This is a genomic window from Streptococcus sp. ELY_90, from assembly GCF_058314475.1.
On sequence record NZ_JBZFUJ010000010.1, the window covers coordinates 1 to 18,816 of the forward strand.

General features: G+C 43.6%; 17 protein-coding genes. 2 read left to right on the forward strand and 15 right to left on the reverse strand.

Annotated elements, in window-relative coordinates:
• Window positions 1-226: 226 nt before the first annotated feature.
• The 6 genes from AC4HAF_RS07060 to AC4HAF_RS07085 form a co-directional block, all read right to left on the reverse strand.
• Complete coding sequence (locus AC4HAF_RS07060) at window positions 227-1,165, reverse strand: ABC transporter ATP-binding protein (RefSeq protein WP_491097207.1); 939 nt, start codon at window positions 1,163-1,165, stop codon at window positions 227-229.
• The gene (locus tag AC4HAF_RS07065) at window positions 1,158-2,210 is read right to left on the reverse strand and encodes an ABC transporter ATP-binding protein (protein ID WP_491097208.1); all 1,053 of its coding nucleotides are present in this window, start codon (window positions 2,208-2,210) and stop codon (window positions 1,158-1,160) included. The genes AC4HAF_RS07060 and AC4HAF_RS07065 overlap by 8 nt, the downstream gene beginning before the upstream one ends.
• Before the next feature lie 10 nt (window positions 2,211-2,220).
• The gene (locus tag AC4HAF_RS07070; RefSeq protein ID WP_491097209.1) at window positions 2,221-3,252 is read right to left on the reverse strand and encodes an ABC transporter permease; all 1,032 of its coding nucleotides are present in this window, start codon (window positions 3,250-3,252) and stop codon (window positions 2,221-2,223) included.
• Window positions 3,253-3,262: 10 nt separating this feature from the next.
• Window positions 3,263-4,177 carry an ABC transporter permease gene (locus AC4HAF_RS07075; protein ID WP_491092359.1) on the reverse strand — a complete coding sequence of 305 codons (915 nt, stop codon included), beginning with the start codon at window positions 4,175-4,177 and terminating at the stop codon, window positions 3,263-3,265.
• A gap of 101 nt (window positions 4,178-4,278) precedes the next feature.
• Window positions 4,279-5,928, reverse strand: coding sequence for a peptide ABC transporter substrate-binding protein (locus AC4HAF_RS07080; RefSeq protein WP_491097210.1), 1,650 nt, complete (start codon window positions 5,926-5,928; stop codon window positions 4,279-4,281).
• A 63-nt stretch (window positions 5,929-5,991) separates the two neighbouring features.
• Complete coding sequence (locus AC4HAF_RS07085) at window positions 5,992-6,123, reverse strand: hypothetical protein (protein WP_491097211.1); 132 nt, start codon at window positions 6,121-6,123, stop codon at window positions 5,992-5,994.
• Window positions 6,124-6,201: 78 nt separating this feature from the next.
• On the opposite strand from AC4HAF_RS07085, the gene pbp3 reads away from it, so the two are divergent.
• Window positions 6,202-7,440, forward strand: a complete 1,239-nt coding sequence (gene pbp3 / locus AC4HAF_RS07090; RefSeq protein WP_491097260.1) for a D-alanyl-D-alanine carboxypeptidase PBP3 — start codon at window positions 6,202-6,204, stop codon at window positions 7,438-7,440.
• 97 nt (window positions 7,441-7,537) lie between these two features.
• Here the strand turns inward: pbp3 and AC4HAF_RS07095 are convergent, their stop codons facing one another.
• Complete coding sequence (locus AC4HAF_RS07095) at window positions 7,538-8,344, reverse strand: DUF6612 family protein (RefSeq protein ID WP_491097261.1); 807 nt, start codon at window positions 8,342-8,344, stop codon at window positions 7,538-7,540.
• 147 nt (window positions 8,345-8,491) lie between these two features.
• Here AC4HAF_RS07095 and AC4HAF_RS07100 point away from each other — a divergent pair, with 147 nt between their 5' ends.
• Window positions 8,492-9,397, forward strand: a complete 906-nt coding sequence (locus AC4HAF_RS07100) for a LysR family transcriptional regulator (protein WP_027975516.1) — start codon at window positions 8,492-8,494, stop codon at window positions 9,395-9,397.
• On the opposite strand, the gene AC4HAF_RS07105 is transcribed toward AC4HAF_RS07100, so the two are convergent.
• The 8 genes from AC4HAF_RS07105 to sufC form a co-directional block, all read right to left on the reverse strand.
• The gene (locus tag AC4HAF_RS07105; RefSeq protein WP_491097212.1) at window positions 9,394-10,752 is read right to left on the reverse strand and encodes a CitMHS family transporter; all 1,359 of its coding nucleotides are present in this window, start codon (window positions 10,750-10,752) and stop codon (window positions 9,394-9,396) included. The genes AC4HAF_RS07100 and AC4HAF_RS07105 overlap by 4 nt on opposite strands.
• Before the next feature lie 3 nt (window positions 10,753-10,755).
• Entirely contained in the window at window positions 10,756-11,892 is a 1,137-nt protein-coding gene (locus AC4HAF_RS07110; RefSeq protein ID WP_491097213.1) for a 2-methylaconitate cis-trans isomerase PrpF family protein, read from the reverse strand.
• Between the two features lie 42 nt (window positions 11,893-11,934).
• A complete protein-coding gene (locus AC4HAF_RS07115) occupies window positions 11,935-13,296 on the reverse strand; it encodes an MmgE/PrpD family protein (protein WP_491097214.1) in 1,362 nt (453 codons plus the stop codon).
• Between the two features lie 355 nt (window positions 13,297-13,651).
• On the reverse strand, window positions 13,652-15,067 hold the full coding sequence (gene sufB, locus AC4HAF_RS07120) for a Fe-S cluster assembly protein SufB (RefSeq protein WP_491097215.1): 1,416 nt from the start codon (window positions 15,065-15,067) through the stop codon (window positions 13,652-13,654).
• 13 nt (window positions 15,068-15,080) lie between these two features.
• On the reverse strand, window positions 15,081-15,524 hold the full coding sequence (gene sufU / locus AC4HAF_RS07125) for a Fe-S cluster assembly sulfur transfer protein SufU (protein WP_491092092.1): 444 nt from the start codon (window positions 15,522-15,524) through the stop codon (window positions 15,081-15,083).
• Window positions 15,502-16,743 carry a cysteine desulfurase gene (locus AC4HAF_RS07130; RefSeq protein ID WP_491097262.1) on the reverse strand — a complete coding sequence of 414 codons (1,242 nt, stop codon included), beginning with the start codon at window positions 16,741-16,743 and terminating at the stop codon, window positions 15,502-15,504. Before AC4HAF_RS07130 ends, sufU begins: the two co-directional genes overlap by 23 nt.
• Before the next feature lies 1 nt (window position 16,744).
• Window positions 16,745-18,007 (reverse strand): Fe-S cluster assembly protein SufD, encoded by a 1,263-nt coding sequence (gene sufD, locus AC4HAF_RS07135; RefSeq protein ID WP_491092093.1) that lies wholly within the window; start codon window positions 18,005-18,007, stop codon window positions 16,745-16,747.
• Window positions 18,008-18,043: 36 nt separating this feature from the next.
• Window positions 18,044-18,814: a Fe-S cluster assembly ATPase SufC gene (sufC, locus tag AC4HAF_RS07140; protein ID WP_491092094.1), complete on the reverse strand. Its 771-nt coding sequence runs from the start codon at window positions 18,812-18,814 to the stop codon at window positions 18,044-18,046.
• Between the last annotated feature and the right edge of the window lie 2 nt (window positions 18,815-18,816).

Consider the following 18,816-nt stretch of genomic DNA (forward strand, 5'->3'; position numbering starts at 1 on the left):
CTAAACCTCGATCCAACAGCCCTCTGAGACTGCATGACTGCAGGGGTTTGCTGAAGTGTTTCAAGCCACTTAGAAACTCTGCATCCGACTGCAGGCGAAGGCTGGAGCGGCGCAGATAGACATAACAGCAAAAAACAGACAGCCAAAATTGTGTGCTGACCCCAAAAAGTTAGTCAGAAAATCTAACGATTGGGGTGCAGGTCACAATGGCTGTCTGTTTTGCTTTTTACTGAACTTTAAATTCTTTTTGATAGGCCTTTGCTTCTTCTTCGGTTGATAGGACAAAATGACCCGGAGTAATTTCCCGCATTTCACGCGCTTGCCCGTCTAATTCATCGGCAGGATCGTATACCTTGTGAACGCGTTTGCGCTCTAATTCGGGGTCAGGTTCAGGAACTGCTGACAAAAGACTTTTTGTATAAGGGTGAGTCGGATGGTGATAAACCTCATCAGACGTTCCGATTTCCACTAATTTCCCCCAGTGCATGACTCCGATACGATCGGAAATGTACTTAACCATAGATAAGTCATGGGCAATAAACAGATAAGTCAGCCCTTGTTCATGCTGCAGTCGTTGCATCAGGTTAACAACCTGAGCTTGGATAGAGACGTCTAAGGCTGAAATAGGTTCATCAGCGATAATAAATTTAGGCTCAACAGCCAATGCACGCGCTATCCCGATACGCTGGCGCTGACCGCCTGAAAATTCATGCGGATAGCGAGTCAGATGGTCTTTATTTAAACCGACCAAATCCAGCAGTTCTTGAACTTTGGCATTGCGCTCGTCTCTGCTCTTTATTATCTTATGCGTATCAAGACCTTCAGCAATGATGTCTCTGACTTTCATACGACCGTTCAGGCTTGCCTGAGGATCTTGGAAAATCATCTGTGCTTTCTTGCGAAAGGCAAAGAGTTCTTTGCCTTTGAGCTTGGAAATGGTTTCTCCTTCAAAATCAATCTCACCCTCATCAATATTGTAAAGTTTAAGGATAGCTCGTCCGATTGTTGTTTTCCCCGAGCCCGATTCTCCAACAAGACCAAAGACCTCGCCCTCATAGATATCAAAGCTGACATTGTCAATTGCTCTGACTTCATTGGCTTTGCCCTTATTAAATATCAAAGAAACATTCTTGACTTCCACCAATTTTTTACGATTTTCAGTCATTGTGCTGTTCTCCCTTCAAACTTTTCCATTTTTCCCAGCGTTTTAAAATTCTTTCTGGGGGTACAATTTTAGGAGCACGCTCATCCAGCAGCCAAGTAGCAGCATAATGAGAATCACTGACTTTGAAAAACGGCGGTTCCTCTTCAAGGTCAATATCGAGCGCAAATTCATTTCTCGGAGCAAAAGCATCACCTTTTGGAGGATGCAGCAGATCAGGCGGAGTTCCGGGAATTGATTGCAGGCTCCCGGCTGCTGTACTGGTTGTTGGCATGGAGTTTAAAAGTCCCCAAGTATAAGGATGCTGCGGGTTATAGAAAACCTCATCAACCGTCCCGTATTCGACAATTTTCCCTGCATACATAACGGCAACACGGTCAGCCATACCAGCTACTACACCTAAATCATGCGTAATAAAAATAATGGAAGAATCTGTGCTCTTTTGAATTTCTTTCATCAAGTGAAGAATTTGTGCCTGAATCGTCACATCAAGAGCTGTAGTGGGCTCATCAGCAATTAGGATTTCCGGATTGGTAGCAAGAGCAATAGCAATAACAGCCCGCTGGCGCATACCGCCCGACCATTGGTGGGGGTAATCGTTGATGTGTTCTTCTGCATTAGGAATCCCGACTTTTTTCATGATATCCAAAGCACGCGCCAAAGCTTCTTTTTTACTCAGCTTTTCATGCTTGATGATAGGTTCAGCAATTTGCAGGCCGATTTTCATTGTCGGATCCAGACTGGTCATCGGATCTTGGAAGATCATGGAAATATCATTGCCGCGAATAGTGACCCAGTCTTCTTCTTTTAAATCAAGCAGATTGCGGCCTTTAAATTCAATATTCCCTGAAATTTCAGCATTTTTAGCCGAAAGCCCCATCAAGGTGCGTGTTGTTACAGATTTACCGGAGCCGGATTCCCCCACGATAGCAAGGGTTTCTCCTTTTTCCAAATAAAAACTGACATCGCGGATAGCCTTAACCTCTCCTGCATAGGTGTGGAAGTTGACATGGAGGTTATTGACCTGTAAGATTTTTTCTTTACTCATACTGTCCTCCTTAGTCCTGATCTGATTTTGGATCAAATGCGTCACGCAACCCATCACCCAGCAAAATAAATGCTAAAGAAATAAGCACCAGAGCAAGAGCCGGTAAAATAATCTGATAAGGGTAATACTGCAAGTTTTCCTGAGCATCCGAAATAAGAGATCCCAGAGAAGAAGTCGGCGGTTTTACCCCCAGATTGATAGCTGAAAGAATCGCTTCATACATGATTGCCGAAGGGATTGTCATCATGATCTGAACGATGATAACTCCCGAAATATTGGGTAGGATATGTTTAAAAGCTATCTTAGGACCGCTTTCTCCTAAGGTCTTTGCGGCCAAGACGAAATCTCTTTCTTTATAGGACAGCGTCATATTTCTGACCTGTCTGGCCATTGATGTCCAGCCGGTCAGAGCAATTGAAAGGATAATAGCCAATATACCGTTACCCAGCAAGAGCCCCAGCATGGTTACAATAATCAGATTTGGCACAGACGAGATGATTTCAATAATCCGCTGCATGACTGTATCAACCATCCCTCCGATATAGCCGGAAGTCAGACCGTAAACAACACCGATAAGCAAGTCAATGCAGGTTGCCGCAACTGCAACTAACAGCGAAATGCGGATACCAACGATAATCCGCTTCCCAAGACTGCGTCCTAAACTGTCAGTTCCAAATAAGAAATGCTGCCCTTCAGGAACCGACTGATCTTCATAAACATTGGAAGCAGTATCTGAACCAGGCATCTTGAAGACCCCGTTCCAGCCGGGAATACCCAAGCCGCTGTTAGGCGGTAAATTGCCATAAGTGGATACCTTATCCGAATCAAAACTATTAGCATCCTTTTGCGTCACAAACAAAGGAGACAGCAGTGAAAACGTGATAAGCAAAGTTAAAAACCAAAGCGAAACAACCGCTAATTTATTTTTCTTCAAACGCCGCCAAGCATCCTGCAGGAAAGACAAGGCCGGCTTTTCAATTTTTTCCTGTGCACTGGCGCTTCCTGCACCAACGAGCACAAATGTCCTATTTTTATCTGCCATGTTACTCTCCTTACTGCAGCCGAACACGCGGATCAACGATGCTGGTGATAATATCAGTCAATAAAATCATACCCATCAGCATCACCGCATAGACAATGGTTGTTCCCATAATAACAGGATAGTCATTTGATGGAATCGAATTGACAAACTGCTCACCAATCCCCGGAATGGAAAATATTCTTTCAATCAGGACCGAACCTGTCAACAGGTTAGCAGCCATAGGACCCACCAAGGTTAAAACAGGAATCATGGAATTGCGGTAAGCGTGACGGTTAGCGACCTGACGGTCTGTCAGTCCCTTAGCCCTCGCCAGCTGGATATAGTCAGAATTCAAGGCTTCAATCATCTCACTTCTGACAAAGCGCGTCGTTACGGCAAAAGGATTGAAGGACAGGGCCAAAGTCGGCAGAATGGTTTGCGAAAAACTGCCCCAGCCTGAAACTGGCAGAAACTGCAGACGATAGCCCAGAATATTCAGCAGGAAAACAGCCAAAATGAAAGACGGAACAGAGTATCCAAGCGTTGAAATAATACTTAAAAAGCCGTCGACTTTATCATTTTGGTGCCGCGCAGAAAGAGCTCCGACAATCAAGCCCAGACCCACACCTAAAATCAGGGCCTGTATCCCGAGCTGAGCGGAAATGCCCAAGCGTTGAACAATCAGGGTCGTTACCGGCTGATTGACATACTGAAAACTTGTCCCTAAATCGCCGGTAAAGACATTCTTCAGGTAAATCAGATACTGCTGCCATTCAGGTTTATCAAGTCCGTACTGCACATTTAAGGCAGCAATGGCTTCCGGAGTTAATTTAGGATTATTAAAAGGAGTTCCTTTCATCGCTTTCATGAGAAAGAAAGTAATGGTGACAACTATAAATAAGGTCAGCACAAGAATTCCTATACGTTTAAGAATATATTTAAGCATAATGTTCCTTTTCTTAGCTTTTATTGGCGCTTTCCCCAATAAAAACAAGAACTGGCCTAAGCCAATCCTTGCCATGTGTGAAATTGTCTTTATCTTAAGCCTTATTTTTTATAAGCGTAAGTAAAGTCTACATTTAGTCCTGTAGAGCTGCGGATTAAGCCTTTGATGCTAGGATTTTGCAAGCCCTTCATACTGCGGAAGTAAATTGGGTTAACATTGGCTTCCTCAAATAAAGCTTTTTCTGCTGCTTTGTAATCTTCTGCTGCTTTTGCAGGATCTAAAGCATCAGTTGTTACAGCTTTTTCATAAGCTTGGTCATAAGCAGAGTTTGAGAATTTACCGTTGTTTTGCGAAGAGCTGCCGGTGAAAAGACTGTAGAAGGTAGAACCTTCCGGATAGTCCCCGCCCCAAAGCGTCATCACAATATCAAAGTTTTGTGTTTTAGAATCTTGCAGGCGTTGCTTGAAAGGAACGAGTTTTTCTTCGATCGTTAAACCTGGCAGTGCTTTTTCCCAGGCACCTTTGATATAGTCAAGACCGGCCTTGGCTGTTGGTGAGTCGGCATCAGCAGTAATGGTAAATTTCACTGATGTCTGACCGATTTCCTGCAAACCTTCTTTGAAAAGTTGTTTAGCTTTGTCTACATCATAGCTATAGCCGGGTGCTACTTCTTTTGATAGATCCTTGCCGTCAACTTTGGCTAGTTTATAAGGAGCTATACCGGTTGCGGCACGCGAACCTGTCGGAACAACAGTATCAACATAAGCCTTACGGTTGGTTGCGTAGTTAAGCGCCTGACGGATTTTCTTATTTGACAGGGCTTTGTTAGCGCCTGTTTGGTTATATTCAAAGTACGTTGTTACAGCTTCATAAATATTGACAACATCTTTGTTGTTTTTATTAGCTTTATAAAGAGCCGGTGTGTTGGAAATTTCTGCCATGTCCAATTCACCGCGCTTGTACATCTGAACAGCAGTTTCTGGTTTCTTAACGGTTTGAATGTTAATGACTTTGGTCTTAACTTTGTCAGCATTCCAGTAGTATTTATTCTTTTTAAGCTTATAGCTGCCGTTTGTGCCATTCCATCCTGTTGCAATGTACGGTCCTGAATAGATCTGACTGTCAGAATTTGTTCCATATTTCTTGCCGACCTTGTTGACAAAGGCTTCTTTTTGCGGCATAAAGCTTGTGAAGGCAAGGAGATATTCCATTTGCGGAGTCGGTGTTTCCAAGGTAAAGATGACTTTATTACCTTCAGCCTTTACACCCAAAGCATTGAGATCAGTGATTTTTCCGCTGTTAATAGCCTTGGCATTTTTAACATGTGAATCAAGTGCCAAGTTTGAGTATTCAGAAGCTGTCTTGGGGTCAATGATACGCTGCCATGAATAAACAAAATCCTTAGCCGTAATGGCACTGCCATCTGACCATTTGATGCCTTTACGAAGTGTGGCTGTATAAGTCAGGCCGTCTTTTGACACCTCAACCTTTTTAGCCAAGTCAGGGACAGTCTTCCCCTTAGCATCTACACGAAGCAGATTGCTGCCTGAATTTCCGATAACAGTTCCGGAGTAGGTATCGGTACTCTTAGAAATGTCTAAAGAGTTGATTTCTGTACGGAAATACCAATTGATTTCATCTTTTGATGACTGTTTGCTGCCGTTTCCGCAGGCTGCCAAAGCAGCAGCTGAAGCTAAGGCGACTAAGCCCAGACCGACATGCTTCCACGTACTTTTCTTTGTGTTTAACATAATAGTCTCCTTTTTATCCTTCAATAACTTGAAATTTAAAACTAATGTCACAGATATTTTATCTTATTTTAATCTTTTTAGCAAGCTTTCAAAAATCAGCTTTCCTTCTTCTAAAAAGCTCAGAAAACGGTTTAATTCAGGGTGAATTTGACAAGCCGTTCCTCCACCAGGCTTTTTAAAAATTTTTTCTGACATTGGCAGCCTCACCCCAAAGTGCGAAAAGTTTTAAAGGGAAGCTTTTCTCTTATAAAATATGCTATAATTAAACCTATGATGAAAAAGATTTTATGCTCAGTACTGCTCCTTCTGTCGCTCTTTAGTTTTCAGGCCAAGGCCGAAGAACAATTTGATGCAGCTGCTAAACATGCCATCGCTGTTGAAGCCGATACCGGTAAAATTCTTTATGAAAAAGACGCTGCAAGTCCTGCCGGTATTGCATCCATCACCAAAATTTTAACAGTCTATCTTGTTTATAAAGAAATCAAAGCAGGAGAGTTGACCTGGGATACCAAGGTTAAAATTTCTAATTACCCTTACGAGCTGACCACCGATTACAGCGTCAGCAATGTTCCTATGGAAGCCAGAGAATACACTGTTAAGCAGTTGGTAGATGCAGCCATGATTTCCAGCGCCAACAGCGCAGCCATTGCCTTAGCTGAAAAAGTCGGCGGAACAGAACCCAGGTTTGTTGATATGATGAAAAAACAGCTTCGGGACTGGGGAATTACCGATGCCAAACTGGTCAATGCTTCCGGACTCAATAACAAACTTTTAGGCGACCATATTTATCCCGGATCTGATCCTGATGAAGAAAACATGATGAGTGCCAAGGATGTGGCTATTATTGCACGCCATCTGATCAAAGACTTCCCTCAGATTCTGAAAATCACGAAGAAAACGACTGGTGATTTTGCCGGAACCCAGATGGACACCTACAATTACATGCTGCCTAATATGCCTTATGCGCGCGAAGGGGTTGACGGTCTAAAAACAGGAACGACAGAATTTGCAGGAGCTTCTTTTGTTGCTACTGCCAAAGAAAACGGCATGCGTATCATCTCTGTTGTTTTAAACGCGAATAATTCTGATACCGATGAGTCTGCCCGCTTCAAAGCTACCACTGATCTGCTCAATTATATCAGCAATACTTATGAGCAGGCAACACTGATCCGTAAAGGACGGACCTACAAAAACAGCACCGCAAAAGTTATTGACGGCAAAAAAAGCAGCGTTCCTGCTGTCGCCAAAGAAGATCTTGTTGTCATCCGCAATAAACTGAGCGAACAAAAGAACACTGTAACTATTCATTCGAAAAAAGAAGGCTATACTGCAGCTGTTAAAAAGGGGCAGCTTGTCGGACAAGCCGGTTTCAATGACAGCAATCTTGTCGGGCAAGGTTATCTTGATTCTCCGCCGACTGTCAAATTAGTTGCTAAAACTGAGGTTAAGCGCAGCTTCTTCCTTAAAGTTTGGTGGAATCACTTTGTTCAGTATGTCAATGAGAAACTCTAGTGACATGAACAAATCTGCCTGTCACATATAGGCTAACCGCAAAAAGAGCGGACAAAGGCTTTCACAGCCTTTGTCCGCTCTTTTTGGATAAGCTTTTCTAAATAGCATTAGAATCGTCAGAATTTGAATCAGAATCACTCTCAGAATCACTCACCGAAAACCGTGAATCACTGACTTTATTCCATTTTGAAAACTCGCCGGCCGCTTCTAAATCAAGCTCACCTTTTCTGCCGTTATAAGACAGCTGCAAATCAAAGTCTTTCAGATAGAAGGTTTTCTTATCAAAAGTCACCTCAAGATCTTTCTTTAGCTCGGTTTGGCTGATTCCTCTGACATAAAGGTTCAGCTCCTCTCTAAACAAAGAAACGATATCTACATTTTGACTGCGCAGAGTCAGCTTATACTCACTGCCGCTTTGTTTGAGAACCAAATCATCCTCCATAGAATAAAGAACTTCTAAAAAATTGAAGTAATTCGGATGAACAGTGTATCTGCCCTTAGGGTTAGCTGTTTGCCAGCTGCCGTCTTTTGACGTACGCACTCGAGCGGTGGTTTGATCTCCGACAATTTCTTGATACTTACCAATTCCGTTGGTTGTTTCATCAATAATAATATTAGCCTTTTGAATAATTTCGCCGGAACTGTCATAACCTAAATCAGCCACCATGTGCTGATATTTACGGCCATGTGAAATAACCTCCGTATTCATATCAAAATGGACCGTTTCAATGCCATCATTGGCCTCTTCAACCTTGTCAAGAAGGTCTTCAACCGACATCTTCTTAGCGGTCTTGTTAACTTCCTGCTGATTTTTGCCGGCACTTTCCAAACGCGGAGGAAGGCAGCCAGCCAATAAGAGCAAGGCTGCCAGAACAGTAACTAAAATGGAATACTTCTTTTTCATCATTTCTCCCTTCCAAAGAGGAGCTGCCTCTGTATTTTTAATTTTATCATTTTTTGAAAGCCTTTTCAATGCAGCAATCATGCAGAAAGGCTGCTCGTCATGTGGTATAATAAAGGCATTAGATCAATTTACTTGGAAGGGCTGTTTATGGAAATCAGAGATATTGAATACGTCAAAGCCATTGTTGATAAAGGCAGTGTGACCAAGGCTGCTCAGGCACTCTACATTACCCAGCCCTCGCTGAGCACCTATATTAAAAATATGCAGCAGCGGCTGGGCTTTGATGTCTTTGTGCAGCACGGCAAAAAATTAGAACTGACCTATCTAGGTGAGGAATTTCTAAAGTATGGCCTGCAAATTCTGCGTATCCAAGAAAATTTTAACGATACCATGCAAAATGTCCTTGATAACAAGTTTGGCCGCCTGAGACTGGCTATTCCCTTGCTGAGAAGCTCTTATTTAGTGCCTGTCTTACTGCCAAAATTTCATGAGCAGTTCCCCAATGTCGAGATTCAGCTAAATGAATCCTCTTCTAAGACCTTTTCGCATTTGATTGAAAACGGCGATGTTGATCTCGCTTTGATGAATCGCACAAAAGAGGGGCGTCAGCAGGAAATTGAGAAAATAAAATCTGAAGAGATTTTATTGGCCCTTCCTGTTGAGCACCCCTTAAGTAAATTTGGCAGGTATGATAATCACGAATCCTACCCTTCTTTAGATTTGCATCTGCTGGCTGACGAGCTGTTTATCTTGCACCAGCCCGATCAATTTTCAAGACAGGTAGCAGATGATATTTTTGCCAAAAATCATTTTCAGCCTCAGCGAGTGCTGGCAACCAGAAATATCGAAACGGCTATTAACTTAGTTGCCAATAATTTTGGCGTCTGTTTTGTCAATGCTTCTCACACTAAGCATCTCAGCATTGGAAACAAGATTCGTTTTTTCTCTCTTAAAGATAAGGTTTATGTTGATTTAATCGTTGCTTATCGAAAGAATCGCAGTCTGCCTTTCTTTGCCAAATCCTTTATTGATATCTGCAAAAAATCAATTTAAATCGGAATAGCTCCGGTCAGAACGGCCGTTAATGTCTGCAAGACAAAGCTCATCAATCCCCACTTTAAGTATTCTTTTTGATAGTCGATAAAGCTGACCTCGGTTCTATCAACCAATACATAAAGAAAGGCAACCAAAGGGCTGGCAAATCTGACAGCCTGTCCCATAAGTGAAGCTACTCCGACTTCAACAGGTGTTGCTCCGTAAGAATAAGCTATAGGAGCAATAACCGGCAGGAGTCCAAAATAGAAGGCGTCATTTGGCAGGAAAAAGAGACCCGGCAAAGAAATCAAGGCTAAAATCAACGGAATATAACTTCCCAGACTTTGCGGAATCATGGATACCAACTGATGAGCAATAGCGCTGCTCATACCGCTTCCATTAAGGACCCCCATAATAACTCCGGCACCAAAGACCAGGGAAACAGGACCCAAAGCTTCTGAACCATTAGCTAACAAGCGAGAATTTTGGAGAGATAAGTCCTGATAGTTGACAATTAAAGCAATGGCTGTCCCCAGCAAGAATAAGATACCGCCGTTAATCAAATCCATAATCAATAAGACCATAATCGCAAGGGTCAATAAAAGATTAAAGTAGATTAATTTAGGCCGTTTATATTCAACATTGGTCAGAGTTACATCATTAATAATACCTGTCGTTTCGCTTTCTGTCAGGATTCCTTTGCCCGGAACATAACCCAGCCGTTTTCTTTCTCTTTTCCCATAGGTATAGGCTTGAAAAAGACCTAAAAGCGCAGCGACAAACATTCCTGGTAAAACGGGCAGCAGAAATTCTTTAGGGCCGATATTTAAAACAGGCATGGCCCGCGCCATAGGACCGCTCCAAGGAACCAGGTTCATAACGGAATTGCCAAAACCAATGATAGCGGCCAGATAAATCTGCTTCATTTCCATTTTCTTAAACAGCATCAGCATGGCAGCGGTTACAATCAGAACCGTTGTCGTTCCGTCACCGTCTAAAGAGACAGCTAAGGTGATAACAGCTGAGGCAATGGTAATCTTCATAGGGTCACCCTTTGCCCACTTAATCATCATGACTGCCAGCGGATCAAAGAGACCCACATCCAGCATTACAGAGAAATACAAAATGGCAAAGAGCAAAAGGGTAATGGTCGGCGCTACCCCAGTAGTAATCTTACCGGATCCTGCAACCGCATAGTAGAGCCCTTCATAAATCCACTCGAAGGCCTTTAGTACAGGTGCTCCCTTAAAAAGAGCCGCAACAATTCCAAAAATGGTCGGAACCAGGATCAAGCCGACAAAGGGGCTGATTTTCTTTGTCAGAAGCAAGACCATAAATATAATAATCATTAAGTATCCAAGCAGTGCTAACATAGCCTAATCCTCCTCAATAAATGCTGTTCCTACCATAATTTTTCTGGCTGTTCGATAACTTGAAACAGATTTTATCAGAGTTTTATCATGGGTAGTTTCATAATCAATTGAAACTGAAACTTTACCGCTGCTGTGGGCAATTTCCAGTTGATCAGCTGATGATTTATTAACGATTTCGTAAGGAATGGTCCCTTTAATTTTACTGGCTACGCCGGTGCATAAAGCTCCTGTCAGCGCAATAGACTTATGCGCTTTTTGCATGCTCATCATTCTGACAGCAATATCAAAATCCGCTGCGTCAATTGTTTCGTTTTCGGTGGTGACATAGGTTTTGGGAGCCGAAACAATGGTTAGTTTTGGTACCCCCGGAGTAAGAACTGCGCTGTCTTCAAGCTTATCAATAAGCCCCATCATCTGCGCTGCTCTGCCTCTGATTTCTTCCAGCAGAGCCAAAAGCTCAGCATCGCTGTCAATCATCTCAGGCGTTTCTGTTCCTTCTAATCCCAAGTCTTCAGCCCGAACATAGACCAAAGGATTGGCTGCATCTACCAGCGAAACAGTTACGTTCTGACCGTTTTTCAAAACAAGCGTGTCTTTTGTATTGCCGGTTGGCAGCAGTTTGCCGCTGAAAGCACCGGAAGGCTCAAGAAACTGCAGTTCTATCTTAAGCCCCTTGCCCGGAACACCGGAAATAGCAAAGTCTCCTTCATAGGTGAGTTTTCCATCGGGTGTAGGAATATACTCATTGATAACCTTTTTGGTGTTGGTATTGTAAACGCGAACCATGGTTTTTGGTGAACTTGTTTCCACCAGATGATTTTCAATGGCATAAATGCCTACCGCAGAGGAAATATTGCCGCAGTTGCCTGAGTAAGAAACCACCGGCTTATCAACAGCCACTTGGGCAAAGGTGTAGTTAACGTCCCAATCAGCTTTTTCTTCTTTGGAAATAATCGCAACCTTACTTGTTGTGGATACGGCCCCGCCTAAGCCGTTAATTTGTCTTATATCCGGGCTCCCCATCAGTTTCAGAAGAATCTTATCCCTTGCCTTTTGATCCTCAGGCAGTACCTCATCAGCAATGAAGACACCTTTACTGGTGCCGCCCCGATAGATACTGACTGGTATTTCTTCCAACATATTTTCACCATCCTTTCTTGGTTGACTGTAAGCTTCAATTTTTTAGATTTTTGCAAGAAGCTCCGTCAATTCACTGATATCAATGTCTTCCAGTTTTTCAATTGTTTTAGCAATTTCTTCAGCCAATTCTCTGTCAATAGCTGCTGTCAGTGAATAGTATTTTTCCAAAAGCACATCCCAGCTGGCAGGTCTTGATGTGAAACCTTGATAGTCATCTTTTTCGACTGTGTAAACCTGACCGTCCTTGGTTTCAATTTCCAATTTAATAGCCATTTCTGCCGGAAAACGTTCACTAAAGGCAGGATCTTCTCTAACCGTAACTTTTTGCAGCAGATCCTGAACATCCTGCTGTAAAATTCTGTCTTGTTCATATTGGGCAGGCAGTACCTGACCGTCCAGATAGGCCACAGCAAGCATGTAAGGAAGGGAGTGGTCGGCTTCTTCTTTCAGTCTGATTTGCTTCTTGTCTCCTTCTTCACCGCCGCCGATAATATGAAAGGCAACGTCAAAAGTATCTAAGCGAATTTCTTTAATATCCTCAGGCGCAATATGCTCTTTATTTCTGAATTCAATCAAGCCTTCAATAGAAGACTGAGAATGAATTTCAGCATTGTAGCGCTTGATAATTGTTTTTAAAACGCGTTCCAAGCCCTCTTTTCCCCAGTCAATATCAAATTTGCCGGCAATGGTTTCATAGAACCCTTTATTACCTTCAAAGACTTCATGAGGACCGGTAATATCATATTTAGCCAGCAAGGCAGAAGACATGGCACCGCGCGCAGTGTTTGGCGCTGCCAACCCTTTCCAGTTCGATAAGGCACCTGTTCTGGTTACCCGCAAGGAATTGTAGCTGGTTCCTGAAATAGCAACAGCATTGGCAATTTGCTTTTCGGTCAAGCCGAGCGCCTTTGCTGCTCCGGCGGCAGTCCCGTAAGCTTCCTGAACCGTATGGTCAAAACCATGTTTTCTGACAGGCGCCTCATCTGACAGGCGGCATTGAATTTGATAAGCAATGGCAAGACCCAGTAAGAAATCTTTTCCAGTTCCTTTATTATGTTCTGTTGCTGCAAGAACGGCTGAGATATTGTCTGAAGGATGGCAAGTCTCGCCTTTTGCCAAGTAAGAGTCATTGTAGTCCAGATAGCGGATAGCTGCTCCATTGAACAAGGCAGCATAGTCAGGAGTGGTTTTGCCGCCGCCGATTAGGGTGGCAGAGCCATCTTGTGTCAGATCCTGTGTCATTTTTTGAATGTTCTTAATCGTAGTGCTGCTGAGAGCTCCCACAGCACAGCCAACTGCATCTAGCACTCGTCCTTTAAGAGCAGCTACTTCTTCTGCACTGAGATCCTCAAACTTTCTTTCAGCAACCCATTGACCCATTTGTTCAACAACTGTTTTTCCCATTGTTTTTCTCCTTTTTATAAGATACTGAGCCGTTAAGCAATCCAAAGGAAACACTTGTCTTTTTCCAAATAATCGCAGGCGGCTTCAATTTTTTTGATTACATCAATTATAATGTAACCGTATACATTGTTCAAATTGATATTTATTATATTTTTCATAGCTTTAACCTATGATTTGACTTTTATCAGCAGAAGAATAACTGCAAAAGCAGCATGACTAAGGAATCTATTGGCTGCAGCCAGCCATTTCAGGTCTTTCTTACTTTTTAGCGCTCTTTGCTTTTGCCGAAAGGAAAGCAAACAAAAAAAGCTTTAGAAACATTGCCGCAACAATGTTTCTAAAGCTTAATTTTTTATTAGCCGACAGACCCTTCCATCTCATAAGAAATGAGACGGTTGAGCTCCACAGCGTATTCCATTGGAAGTTCCTTGGTAAAAGGCTCAACAAAGCCCATGACAATCATCTCAGTAGCTTCTGATTCTGTAAGACCGCGGCTCATCAGATAGTAGAGCTGCTCTTCGGAAATTTTTGAAACCTTGGCTTCATGTTCCAGCGCAACTTGTGAATTGTGAATCTCATTAAAGGGAATAGTATCTGATGCTGACAGATCATCCATGATGATGGTGTCACACTCGATATGGCTGACAGACTTCTTGGAAGCTTTATTAAAGGCCACTTGTCCGCGGTAGTCCACCTTGCCGCCGCCCTTGGCAATGGATTTTGAGACGATGGACGAGGAGGTGTGCGGAGCGTTGTGAATCATTTTAGCCCCTGTGTCCTGATGCTGCCCCTGATTGGCAAAAGCAATGGACAGCATGGTCCCGCGTGCACCCTCACCATCAAGATAAACGGACGGATACTTCATGGTTGTATGAGCGCCGAGATTGCCGTCAATCCACTCAACCGTCGCATTTTTAGCCGCCTTGGCACGTTTAGTAACCAAATTATAAACATTATCCGACCAATTCTGAATAGTTGAGTAACGCATATAGCTGCCTTCCAAGGCAAAAATTTCAACAATGGCAGCATGAAGGCTGGCTGTTGAGTAGGTCGGTGCCGTACAGCCTTCAACATAGTGAACGCTGGCACCTTCATCCACAATAATCAAGGTGCGCTCAAACTGACCGGTTCCTTCATTGTTGATGCGGAAATAGGTCTGTAAGGGAATATCAACCTTGACACCCTTGGGCACATAGATAAAGGTTCCGCCGGACCAGAAAGCTGAATTCAGTGCAGCCAGTTTATTGTCGGTCGGCGGCACCAATTTGGCAAAATATTTCTTGAAGAGCTCCGGGTATTCCTTAAGGGCTGAATCGGTATCCGTAAAGATAATGCCAAGTTTATCATATTCATCTTTCATATTGTGATAAACAACTTCTGATTCGTACTGGGCAGAAGCACCGGCTAAAAAGGCACGCTCTGCCTCAGGAATTCCGATTTTCTCAAAAGTATCCTTGATCTTCTCGGGTACCTCATCCCAAGAACGGGCCGGTTTATCGGTTGGTTTTTGGTAATAAATAATATCATCAAAATCAATTCCCGATAAATCCGGGCCCCATTCCTGCATGGGCATTTTATTAAATACTTCCAGAGACTTCAGGCGGAAATCCAGCATCCATTCCGGTTCGCCTTTAATTCGGGACATCTCACGGACAGCTCTTTCAGTCGGCCCTTTCCCAGTGGTCGCAATAGGCTCTACGTCATCATGAAAGCCAAATTGATAGTCCCCTAAATCAATGGGTTTTGGTTTTACTTGTATGTTTTTGGGCATAAATGTCCTTTCCTTATTTTTCTGCTGTTTCCTGTCTTTCAATGGCTTTTTTCAAGGCATTCCATGCCAAGGTTGAGCATTTGATCCGCTGAGGAAATTTGGAAACACCTGCAAGAAATTCTGCGTCTCCTAATTCTTTTTGCCGTTTGTCTTTTTCCCCTTGAACCATTTTAGAAAAAATATCGGCTAATTCAAGCGCTTCTTCTTTGGTCTTTCCGATAACAGCATCGGTCATCATACTGGATGATGCTGTTGAAATGGTGCAGCCTTCACCTGCAAAAGCAATGTCTGCAATACGGTCGCCGTCAAATTTAACAGACAGGCTGATCACATCGCCGCAAGTCGGATTGTTCAGATTGACCTGCTCTGCTCCTTCTAAAAAACCGTGGTGGTGGGGATTTTTTGAATGATCTCCCACAACAGCCATATAAAGACTATCTAATCTTGAGAGTGCCATTAAAGAACTCCTTTGTTTTTATGATTGCTTCAACTAACTTATCGCAATCTTCTTTTGTGTTATAGATATAAAAGCTGGCCCGTGCCGCTGAAGAAATCCCTAAATGATTGATCAAGGGCTGTGCACAGTGATGGCCTGCACGAATGGCAACCCCTTCATAATCAAGCGCCGTTGCCGCATCATGGGGATGAAGTCCGGACAGATTGAAAGCAATGACCCCTGAACGCTTAGAAGCAGACTGAGGACCGTAAATAGTCACGCCTTCAATAGCCTGCAGTTTGGGCAGGACATAGCGGACTAGCTCCTGTTCGTAAGCATGAATACTGTCCATCCCTAAATTTTCCAAATAATCAACCGCGGTCCCTAAAGCAATAGCACCGGCAATATTAGGCGTGCCTGCTTCGAATTTCCAAGGAAGCTCCTTCCAAGTCGCTTCTTGCTCATAGACAAAATCAATCATCTCACCGCCAAATTCGACAGGGCTCATCTGATTGAGCAGCTCCTCTTTACCATAGAGAACACCAATACCTGTCGGACCCAGCATTTTATGGCCTGAAAAAGCCAGAAAATCACAGTCCAAATCCTGAACGTCAATACTCATATGAGGAGCAGACTGAGCGGCATCAACAACCATATAAGCTCCGTGCCGATGGGCCAGCACCGCTGCTTCTTTGACCGGATTAATGCATCCTAGAACATTTGAAACGTGAGCCAGACTGACAAATTTAGTCTTATCACTGACTTTATTCTCAAGGTCAAGCATATCCAGCTGACCGTCTTTTAAATAAACATAAACCAGTTTAGCGCCGGTTCTGCGGCAGGCTTGCTGCCAAGGTATGACATTGGAGTGGTGCTCCATAATTGAGATAACTACTTCATCTCCCGGCTGCAGCACTTCCTCAGCAAAGCGAGCCACCCAGTTAAGCCCGGTAGTCGTTCCTCTTGTAAAGAGGACTTCCTTGGTTGATTTAGCTTTAATAAAGGCACGTAATTTCTCACGCGCAGCCTCATATTCATGCGTCGCCCGCTCTGCCAAAGTATGAACACCGCGGTGCACATTGGCATTATCCTGATGGTAATAGTCCCTTAAAGAGGCCAAAACCTGATCAGGCTTTTGTGTGGTTGCAGCATTGTCCAGATAGACCAGCGGTTCATCATTAACATACTGATCTAAAATCGGAAAATCCTGCCTGATTTTTTGAATATCTAACTTAGCCATTTTATCTCTTGTCCAATTTTTCATCCAAGACAGCTATCATTTCGTCGCGAACAGCCTTAATCGGAATTTCGGTAATAACCGTCCCAAGGAAGCCGCGAATAACCAAACGCTCAGCTGTCTCCTTATCAATGCCGCGGCTCATCAGATAGTACATATCTTCCGGATCAACCTGTCCAATAGAAGCCGCATGTCCTGCCGTAACTTCATTTTCATCAATCAGCAAAATAGGGTTGGCATCACTTCTGGCCTTATCAGACAGCATAAGAACACGGCTTTCCTGCTGAGCATCTGCGCCTTTTGCACCTTTGATAATATGTCCGATACCATTAAAGGTGAGTGTGCCGCGCTCTAAGATGACCCCGTGCTGAAGAATATGTCCGATAGAATTATTACCATAGTTGGTTACCCGTGTATCAATGCCTTGGATTTGACGGCCGCTTGATGCAGCGACAACTTTAAGTTCTGCATGGCTGCCGTTTCCTATCAAATCACTGTCAAAATCAGCAATCACATTGCCTTCATTCATAACGCCTATAGCCCAGTCAATGCTGGCATCATTGCCCAGACGGCCGCGGCGGCTGATATAAGTTGTCAGATTGTCACCCAAACGGTCAATAGCCGAGAATTTAACCTGACTGCCAGCCTGAGCCAAAACTTCAACAGCAATGTTAGCACTGGTCTTAACATCGCCGTCTCCGATTGTTTCAAAGCGCTCCAAGTAACTAACCTTAGCATTGCGTCCGGCAATAATTAAAATATGCTTATTAAACGGAACATCGCTTGTGCTGTCCTGCAGAAAAATACCTTCAATGGGCAGATCCACTTCGACATTGTCCGGCACATAAAGAACAGCCCCGCTGTTAAAATAGGCTGTCTGGTAGGCTGCCAGTTTATCCTCGTCAAATTTGAGGGCTGTTGCAAAATGCTTCTCAACAATCTGCGGGATTTCCTCCAAGGCTGAATGAAAATCGGTGAACACCACACCCTGTTCAGCCAGCGCTGCAGGCAGACTTTCTAAGACGGTCTGAGTGCCAGCCTGAACGAGTTTAGGATTGTCTCCCACAGCAGTAAAATCAGGAACATTAGCAGAAACAGGACTTTCTGAAATCGTTCCGTCACCGAGGTTCCAGCGCTGAAATTTAACGCGTTCGATTTTCGGCAGATCCAGGTCAGCAATTTTGTCAAAGGCTGCCAAACGCTTCTCTTGCAGCCATTGAGGTTCTGCCTTTGACTGTGAAAAATTTAAAATAGATTCTTTTGTCATTTGTTACTCCCTTTCTTTCTTGTCAGAAGTTACAAATTAGACTTCTTCGCTGTACTCAAGACCAAGTTCTTCAGCAATTTGGGCATAGCCTTCTTTTTCAAGACGAGCAGCCAGCTCTGCCCCGCCTGACAGTACAACACGCCCATCCATCATCACATGCACGACATCCGGCGTAATATAGTTAAGCAGGCGCTGATAGTGGGTAATAATCATAGCACCGAAGTTTTCACCGCGCATAGCATTAACACCTTTAGAAACCACCTTAAGTGCATCAATGTCAAGACCAGAGTCAATTTCATCAAGGAGGGCAAACTTAGGCTCCAGCATCAGCAGCTGAAGGATTTCATTGCGTTTTTTCTCACCGCCTGAGAAGCCTTCATTGAGGTAGCGCTCAGCCATTTCCTCTTTCATGCCGAGAAGTTCCATTTTTTCATCTAATTTGGTAATGAACTCACGGACAGAAACCTTGTCATCATCTTCTCTGCCGGCGTTCATAGCTGCACGGATAAATTCGGCATTGGTAATTCCCGGAATTTCAGATGGGTACTGCATAGCAAGAAAGAGCCCTAGACGAGCGCGTTCATCAACTTCCATCTCTAGGATATTTTCACCGTCCAAAAGCACCTCTCCCTGTGTAACTTCAAAAGCAGGGTTGCCCATGATTGCTGCCGAAAGGGTTGATTTCCCTGTTCCGTTGGGTCCCATAACAGCTGCAATCTCTCCGGTTTTAAGCGTCAGATTGACCCCCTTCAAAATTTCTTTATCTTCAATTGATACATGAAGATCTTTTATCTCTAGTACAGACATAG

Excerpts from the sequence above, each read along its gene's own strand:
- AC4HAF_RS07130 (WP_491097262.1), bottom strand. The coding sequence starts at position 16,743 with ATGGCTAAGTTAGATATTCAAAAAATCAGGCAGGATTTTCCGATTTTA.
- AC4HAF_RS07085 (WP_491097211.1), bottom strand. The coding sequence starts at position 6,123 with ATGTCAGAAAAAATTTTTAAAAAGCCTGGTGGAGGAACGGCTTGTCAA.
- AC4HAF_RS07070 (WP_491097209.1), bottom strand. The coding sequence starts at position 3,252 with ATGGCAGATAAAAATAGGACATTTGTGCTCGTTGGTGCAGGAAGCGCC.
- sufC (WP_491092094.1), bottom strand. The coding sequence starts at position 18,814 with ATGTCTGTACTAGAGATAAAAGATCTTCATGTATCAATTGAAGATAAA.
- AC4HAF_RS07105 (WP_491097212.1), bottom strand. The coding sequence starts at position 10,752 with ATGTTAGCACTGCTTGGATACTTAATGATTATTATATTTATGGTCTTG.
- sufD (WP_491092093.1), bottom strand. The coding sequence starts at position 18,007 with ATGACAAAAGAATCTATTTTAAATTTTTCACAGTCAAAGGCAGAACCT.
- AC4HAF_RS07110 (WP_491097213.1), bottom strand. The coding sequence starts at position 11,892 with ATGTTGGAAGAAATACCAGTCAGTATCTATCGGGGCGGCACCAGTAAA.
- sufU (WP_491092092.1), bottom strand. The coding sequence starts at position 15,524 with ATGGCACTCTCAAGATTAGATAGTCTTTATATGGCTGTTGTGGGAGAT.
- AC4HAF_RS07075 (WP_491092359.1), bottom strand. The coding sequence starts at position 4,177 with ATGCTTAAATATATTCTTAAACGTATAGGAATTCTTGTGCTGACCTTA.
- AC4HAF_RS07115 (WP_491097214.1), bottom strand. The coding sequence starts at position 13,296 with ATGGGAAAAACAGTTGTTGAACAAATGGGTCAATGGGTTGCTGAAAGA.
- AC4HAF_RS07100 (WP_027975516.1), top strand. The coding sequence starts at position 8,492 with ATGGAAATCAGAGATATTGAATACGTCAAAGCCATTGTTGATAAAGGC.
- AC4HAF_RS07095 (WP_491097261.1), bottom strand. The coding sequence starts at position 8,344 with ATGAAAAAGAAGTATTCCATTTTAGTTACTGTTCTGGCAGCCTTGCTC.
- sufB (WP_491097215.1), bottom strand. The coding sequence starts at position 15,067 with ATGCCCAAAAACATACAAGTAAAACCAAAACCCATTGATTTAGGGGAC.
- AC4HAF_RS07080 (WP_491097210.1), bottom strand. The coding sequence starts at position 5,928 with ATGTTAAACACAAAGAAAAGTACGTGGAAGCATGTCGGTCTGGGCTTA.
- AC4HAF_RS07060 (WP_491097207.1), bottom strand. The coding sequence starts at position 1,165 with ATGACTGAAAATCGTAAAAAATTGGTGGAAGTCAAGAATGTTTCTTTG.
- AC4HAF_RS07065 (WP_491097208.1), bottom strand. The coding sequence starts at position 2,210 with ATGAGTAAAGAAAAAATCTTACAGGTCAATAACCTCCATGTCAACTTC.
- pbp3 (WP_491097260.1), top strand. The coding sequence starts at position 6,202 with ATGAAAAAGATTTTATGCTCAGTACTGCTCCTTCTGTCGCTCTTTAGT.